The organism is Bradyrhizobium sp. LVM 105 (genome assembly GCF_003957705.1).
Lineage (GTDB): Bacteria > Pseudomonadota > Alphaproteobacteria > Rhizobiales > Xanthobacteraceae > Bradyrhizobium > Bradyrhizobium frederickii.
Map to the genome: position 1 here is coordinate 225991 of NZ_QZMV01000013.1, position 6429 is coordinate 232419.

At 60.1% G+C, this 6429-nt stretch carries 7 protein-coding genes; 4 read left to right on the forward strand and 3 right to left on the reverse strand.

What is annotated here, in order from left to right; all coding sequences use genetic code 11:
* Positions 1-193: 193 nt before the first annotated feature.
* Positions 194-484 carry a hypothetical protein gene (locus D6B98_RS29650; RefSeq protein ID WP_126260566.1) on the forward strand — a complete coding sequence of 97 codons (291 nt, stop codon included), beginning with the start codon at positions 194-196 and terminating at the stop codon, positions 482-484.
* Positions 485-528: 44 nt separating this feature from the next.
* Here D6B98_RS29650 and D6B98_RS29655 read toward each other — a convergent pair whose 3' ends face one another.
* On the reverse strand, positions 529-1959 hold the full coding sequence (locus D6B98_RS29655; RefSeq protein ID WP_126260567.1) for an undecaprenyl-phosphate glucose phosphotransferase: 1431 nt from the start codon (positions 1957-1959) through the stop codon (positions 529-531).
* Positions 1960-1986: 27 nt separating this feature from the next.
* Here D6B98_RS29655 and D6B98_RS41520 point away from each other — a divergent pair, with 27 nt between their 5' ends.
* Entirely contained in the window at positions 1987-2109 is a 123-nt protein-coding gene (locus D6B98_RS41520; protein ID WP_283810170.1) for a hypothetical protein, read from the forward strand.
* A gap of 461 nt (positions 2110-2570) precedes the next feature.
* Positions 2571-3308 (forward strand): metallophosphoesterase, encoded by a 738-nt coding sequence (locus D6B98_RS29660; protein WP_126260568.1) that lies wholly within the window; start codon positions 2571-2573, stop codon positions 3306-3308.
* A gap of 175 nt (positions 3309-3483) precedes the next feature.
* Here D6B98_RS29660 and D6B98_RS29665 read toward each other — a convergent pair whose 3' ends face one another.
* A complete protein-coding gene (locus D6B98_RS29665) occupies positions 3484-3762 on the reverse strand; it encodes a hypothetical protein (RefSeq protein WP_126260569.1) in 279 nt (92 codons plus the stop codon).
* Between the two features lie 581 nt (positions 3763-4343).
* Between D6B98_RS29665 and D6B98_RS29670 the strand changes: the two genes are divergently transcribed.
* Positions 4344-4607, forward strand: coding sequence for a hypothetical protein (locus D6B98_RS29670; protein WP_126260570.1), 264 nt, complete (start codon positions 4344-4346; stop codon positions 4605-4607).
* 188 nt (positions 4608-4795) lie between these two features.
* Here D6B98_RS29670 and D6B98_RS29675 read toward each other — a convergent pair whose 3' ends face one another.
* Complete coding sequence (locus D6B98_RS29675; RefSeq protein ID WP_126260571.1) at positions 4796-4984, reverse strand: hypothetical protein; 189 nt, start codon at positions 4982-4984, stop codon at positions 4796-4798.
* Positions 4985-6429 lie beyond the last annotated feature (1445 nt).

Consider the following 6429-nt stretch of genomic DNA (forward strand, 5'->3'; position numbering starts at 1 on the left):
CTCTAGCCAAAAGCAAGGATTGACGAAGACGGTGACGGCTAGGACAGTGCGCCAGTCGGCCAACGTTCATCGATAAGACGAGACAATCCGGTCCTCGACGCCTCAAAATGCCGAAACTTTGGGCATCTTTCTTTCTGGGTTCCCTGAGGCTAATCTCGGCTCATACTTGTAGTTCCTTTCCGGCGGGCTCGGAATGCTGATCGTCCTGACGATTTTGACTATTTGGGTCCTGCTCAACATCCTGTTCGTGTTGATCGTGATTCCTCCACGCAAGGCGCGCCGGCAGCCGATGGCGGCGCCGACGCTCTCACCCGCGCCCATCGATCCGAGCCGACGGGACATCGAGCAGGACGAACCATTCTCGATCCGCCATGTTATCGTTTCCGTTGCGATGGGGGCTTTCTTCGTGCTCGTGCCGCCGTTGCTGGCCTTGCGGGATGCGATCATGCGGCTCTTCGGCAGGTCGACACGAGACGGAACCTGAGTTCCAGCGCCAGCACCTCAGATCATCGGGACATTGGGGTCGGGTCAGTAGGCTTCCTGGAACATCACGGCGGACGCGGTGCGGGCCATGATCTTCAGGTCGAGCCAGATACTCCAGTTGCTGACGTACCAGACGTCGTACTCGACCCGCTTTTCCATCAGATCGATGGTCGGCGTCTCCCCTCTGAACCCGTTCACCTGGGCCCAGCCCGTCAACCCCGGCTTCATGTGGTGCCGGTAAACATACTTGCTGATCAGCTCGTCATAATAATTGTCATGGGCCAACGCATGCGGTCGCGGCCCGACCAGTGACATATCCCCGCGCAGCACGTTCCAGAGCTGCGGCAGTTCGTCAATGCTCGTCATGCGCAGGAAGCGCCCGATCTTGGTGACCCGGGCATCCCGCTTGGTCGCCTGGGCGATGGTCTCGCCGTTCTCGCAAACGGTCATGGTCCGGAACTTCCAGATCTCGAACGGCCTGCCGTTGAAGCCGCGGCGCGATTGCCGGAATATGACGTTTCCGGGGGAATCCAGCTTGATCAGCACGGCAACGGTCAGGAGCAACGGCGTCAGCATCACCAGCGCGAACAAGGCCACGCCAACGTCGAGGCAGCGCTTTTGTAGCCGCTCCAGGATGGTGAGAGGCGGCCGCTGGATTTCAACCGCGACGGTTCCACTGACCGGCAGGAATGGACGGGCCACGAGATCAGCGACCGGGTCGTCCGGCAGCAGGCGTATGGGCTGTGGAACCGCGCGCAAATATGGCCCCAGCTTGCGAAGCATCGGCAATTCGTTCCAGTCGATCGCAAGCAGATATTCGTCGACGTCGGCCGAGCGCGACTGACGGATCACGTCACGAATCTGCCGCTCCCAATGGCCGTCATCCCGATCGGCTCCGAGCACGAAATGGCGCATCACGTCGAAGCCATTCCTCCGCAGGTCCTTGAAGCGGCTCGACGTGAAGTCGAGCGGCTTGAGGCTGAGCAGGATCACCTTGCGATCGACCAGCCGGCTTCTCGCAAAGCTGGTGCCGAACACCGCCTGCCAGACGAAGCGGAGGCTGATCAGGCCAAGTCCGCCGATCACAGCGAACACGATGACGGTGCCGCGCGATAGATTGTCCGTCGATTTCAGCAAGAAGGCCGCAACGGCAAGGACCGTCAGCGACGTCAGCCAGATCAGCACCGCCTTTCGAAGCTGCCAGACGACGTTGAGCAGACGGTGCGTGGCGTAGACGTCCCGGAAATAGGCGACCGCCACGAACACCACGCCGACGAACAACCCCGCTCCCACCGAAGCGCCATCATTGGGCGAAGCGACGGCTGCGCCGTACAACGAAGCCCCGGCGGCATAGCTCAACAAGATCAGCAGAAAGTCAGCCGCCATGACCACGATCTGAAATGGCCTCTGAAGAGAGCCACCGCGCGTCGATGACAGCGTGTGAGCGTTTTCAGAACCATAAGTTGCAACAGCCATTCGAACCTCTGCCTATCGAGAGAGTGCTTGACGCTCATCGTGATGCTGAAGACTCGTCACTTCCCCGCACGGAAAGTGTTGAGTGATCGCAGCGACATTGTGGCGCTGCACGCAAAACTTTTGCGGCGCAAGGATCGTGCGCCGCGTTGAAATGCGCAGCGAAATTCGTTGCGATGAAAATGTCGTCACAGTGATGACATAGGAGCGAACGTGTTGCCCTATTTTGAATCAAGTTCCACGTCCTGCGCGGTACCTGATCGTCGCGCGAGCGCTTGTCGCTCATCTTTCAGGCGACGCAATTCGCCGATGAAGCGCGACGAGTCACTTGCGAGAATTCAGAGGACTTTCTATCTGGGCGTGCAGCTGACAGTTCGGCTCAGGCATGCAACTTTGCCGCGCTCTCGCACTCAGCAATGCAATTCTCGCGCACCGATCATTCGCGCTGCCCGCATGACCAGGTCGGCAAAAACTGCAGCGCCCTTCTTTTGGCGTGATCGAGCCGGAGAACAGGGATGCTCCCTCGCCGAATTCACGCTGTTCGTGTTGGATGGAAGCTCCTAGGTGCCGGCGACTTGGGGAAATTTTTTTGACCACCCGATCGATTGAGCGCCATGATATCTCTTGCCCGACCGCGTCCGCCGATTCCCAAACCGCAATTGCCGGAGGGAGTCCGCATCTATGCGATCTCGGATATTCACGGATGCGCGCATCTGCTCCAGCCCATGTTGCGGGTGATCGACGCCGACGTTGCCCGCAGCCGGCCGCGCTATGCGGTCGAGGTCTTCATGGGCGACTACATCGATCGCGGCCCGAATACGCGCGCCACGCTCGACGTCCTGGTCGAACGGAGCCGTCGGGGAAACGCGGTGTTCCTGAAGGGAAACCACGAGGCATTCCTTGTCAGCGTGTTCGAGGATCCTTCGCTGTTCGAGGATTGGATTGCGGTGGGCGGCGCCCAGACGTTGATGTCCTACGGACTCCCCCCGCCGGACCTGAAGCGCGACGAGCCCGCATCGATCATGCGCGATCTGATACGGGCAATGCCCACCGAACATCTGGAATTCCTCGACAATTTGCGGCTGAGCTTCAGTTGCGGGGATTTCTTCTTCGTTCACGCCGGCGTTCGCCCGGGCGTGCCACTGGCCGAGCAGGCCGAGCGCGATCTGCTTTGGATTCGCGAAGAATTCCTGCGCAGCGAGCAGCAATTCGGCAAATATATCGTGCATGGCCATACGCCGGTCCGCAGCGCTGAATTCCTGGCGAACCGGGTCAACATCGACACCGGCGCCTATGCGACCGGCAACCTGACCCTGATGAGTATCCAGGGTAGCCGCATGCTCGCAGTGTGAGGTGACGACGGCCTACCATTGCCTGCCGAAGCCGGCTCGCGCCTCGGCAGGGCTGCTCACATGTCCTGACTGGACTCTAAAGCGCGATGATGAGGAAGAATCGTCATCGCGCTTTAGGTTATTGTTTGAGCATAACCTTTTCGGAAAACCGCTGCGCACTTTTCCGGATCATGCTTTAGTTGAGCAAGCAGGGCTTCTCCAGCCGCGCACGCGTCTCGGCCATCCAATCGTTCCAGGCTCGCTCGTGCTTGACGTAGAGCTCCAGCCAACGCTCCCCATGTCCGTCCTGACGGACACTGCGCCGCTCGACAAGCAAGTCGGCGCCAAGGCGGGCGCCTGGATTATCCAGGGCTTCGAACTCGACCGTCTCCGAGATCGTCAGGCCGACAAGCACCCGTTGTCCCGCGCCATCCACGATGTAGCGCCGGGGCGCGTCCCTCTTGGGTTCGCTCATCTCATCATGCCCCCTTCGTATCAATGAGAGATCCTGCGTCCAGCCTGCGCGTCGGATGCTGCCTAAAAGGCTCGTCGGGCATGGCCGAACGTTGAGGTGGGAGTTGGACCGGCCGTTCGGCGCGAGGCGTCACGGGATGATCTCGCAGGACTTCGCTCGATGCGCCAAGCACGCAACGCGTATCCCGAGATGAGTCCAGCGCTGAAAATGAAAGCGGAGAGGAATGCAGAAGTCATGGGAGTCGCCTTGGATAGTCCAGAACCTATCAAGAGCGAGCAGTGTGTCGACATCATGATTCTTGCCGACCTCTTAGCGCCGAAAGATTGTTCATGCCTGACCTCCGGAGTGCACGCGGCGTAATCTCGCGTGCATCGATGGCAAAGATTCCTCCATGAGCAGCACTCTCTATATATAGAGAGAGACGTCCTCGCAGGCCCTCTCCAACACCGTTGCAGTCGGGCAAGGCTGACGCGGCTTCCCGCGAGCAGGAAATTTCGGGCCGACCGGCCGGCCCATGCCCTTGCAACCATCCGGAACCCGTCGCATTATTTCGCATCGCATTTTACGAGGGATTCAATCCAATGAACTTCCGCGCTCTTATTCCATCGATTGCCCTGGCCGCTCTTGGCCTCGCCGTGACGGTCTCGGTTGCACCGGCCGCCGAGCTCGCGCTTGCTACGTCACACCGGGCGGCCGCCGTCCAGGGCGGCGTTGTGCCGTGGGATGACGTTTACCCGCCCGCGATCTATGGTCCCCAGCTTCGCCCGGTCGAGGAAGTCGCGGCCATGAAGGCGCAGGCACGGCCGGTGTCCCACCGCTGGTGGGGATATTGGTACGTGCGGTAGGTCGACCGCGCTCGGCTCAGCTGAACTAACAACGACCCACAACTGCCGCTCCCTGCCAGAGGGGCGGCAGTTTTGTTTGAGACCAAATGTGTTTCCGCAATGAGACAATCCCTAAAGAGCTTCACCCGGCGCTTCGCGCCAACCTCTCTCTCCCGCAAGCAAGCGGGAGAGATGAGCAAGCCGCCGCGCTAGTCGATCGGACCTAAGGCCATTCGGCTTTGGGCCACCAAGAAGCTGCCATTGTGCAGCGTGCCGCTCGCATTTTTCGGGCTCTCGTCCATGTGGCTCGTTCCATCGGCATCGATATCGATCTGGAGATGGTCGTTACCCGGCCCGAAATTCTGCAGGTGGGCCGAAGCCTCGTTACCGCCGGGCAAAGGTGCACCATCCACAGACTCGACGTCACCACCGGCGACGCCGATGCCCGATAACTTAAAGCGATCATTGTCAGCGTCGAGATTGTGAATGGTATCGGCAGCACCGGCTGAGATGCTGACGAAACGGAAATTGTCAGGCCTGCACCGGCGTAGATCTCATCGGCACCATCTCATCGGCACCACGCCGGCAGCAATCGTCGTATTACCTGACGTGTTGCCGATCACCGCTGTCATTCTAACAATTCTGCATTCTATATCGCGAAGATTGCCAACGCCACGACGACCGAAGAATCTGAGATTTGCGCTTCTCAATCCAACGTTGGCGAGAACTTGCGCAGATCAAATCAGCGGTGAATTTCGGCATAGCACCAAGGATCCGTCCGCAAGTCGGCGAAGTACGGAGTGGCAGATATTTCCTTACGAAGGTAATTGCGGCGCTGCCACAAAGCGCCATCAGGGAAAACGGGACTAAAACCCCACCACTCGACGAGTGGGCTCCGCGTGAAATGTCCTGAAGATTCAAGTCTGCTGCAGCCAAAGCACGCCATCTCGGAACAGGGAAATATCGATCGCGAACTGGGATCTGGCGCAGCGTGAGCAGGCAGCCGGCAAGTTTTCATCGCGCCACCTGCTTGTGGTCTCACAAGCTCCCCGAAAGCGGCTTGCCCGCCTACAAACCCAATTTTGCCCGACCTGGAACGCGTCTGGGGGAGACAGTCGTCCGTCGCGCGACCTGCGCCTTAGCATCCAGCACCTTGTCTCCAGCTCGTGCAGCGCGCGGAAGGCTGATCTCGTCCGAAAGGCTCGTGCCTCTCCCTGGCAGACCTTCTGAACCAACGTTGGTGTTTCCTTGGGCCTGTGTTGCCGGCCCGGATCTGTTTCGGGATGACGCTCGGCCAATGGCCATTTGGTCCTCCTTGCTCGTGCCGCTCCCGACGGCACCGATCGGCAGGCCATTATGCGCGTGGCCAGCCCCTGCATTTCGTGCGGCCTGGGCTGCCGCCCGCGACCTCGCCGGCGTGGCGGGCTGAACGTTCGGATTGCTCGGCTCGGCGTTGATGCCTGGATTTCCGCCGGGGGCCGTATCTTTCGTCCCCATTCCTGGGGTGGCTGACGAACCAGCGTTACTTGCCCCCGTCCCCATTCCAGAGGGTGCCGACGGGCCAGCGCTGGCGCTACTCGCGCCCGTCCCCGTGCCTGCGCCTCCGGACCCGGCATTAGCAATGCCTTCTAGCGCGAGGACCACCAGAGATGAGCTTGCGACGATGGCGGCAATTAATAGAGGCTTGGCACGGGGCATCTGACGATCTCCTTTTGCCAAACTTCTATTAACCACGACGCCGCAACCCGGTTCCTGTTGCTGCAGCATGAGCTGGTCCCGCAAATCTGAACAGCGCGATAAGTGGAGTTTCTGCCTGACGGCGGGCAAGATTGACCCGCGAATC

What these genes read in the sequence shown, in the direction of transcription:
- D6B98_RS29650 (WP_126260566.1), top strand. Translation starts at nt 194, where the DNA reads ATGCTGATCGTCCTGACGATTTTGACTATTTGGGTCCTGCTCAACATC.
- D6B98_RS29655 (WP_126260567.1), bottom strand. Translation starts at nt 1,959, where the DNA reads ATGGCTGTTGCAACTTATGGTTCTGAAAACGCTCACACGCTGTCATCG.
- D6B98_RS29660 (WP_126260568.1), top strand. Translation starts at nt 2,571, where the DNA reads ATGATATCTCTTGCCCGACCGCGTCCGCCGATTCCCAAACCGCAATTG.
- D6B98_RS29665 (WP_126260569.1), bottom strand. Translation starts at nt 3,762, where the DNA reads ATGAGCGAACCCAAGAGGGACGCGCCCCGGCGCTACATCGTGGATGGC.
- D6B98_RS29670 (WP_126260570.1), top strand. Translation starts at nt 4,344, where the DNA reads ATGAACTTCCGCGCTCTTATTCCATCGATTGCCCTGGCCGCTCTTGGC.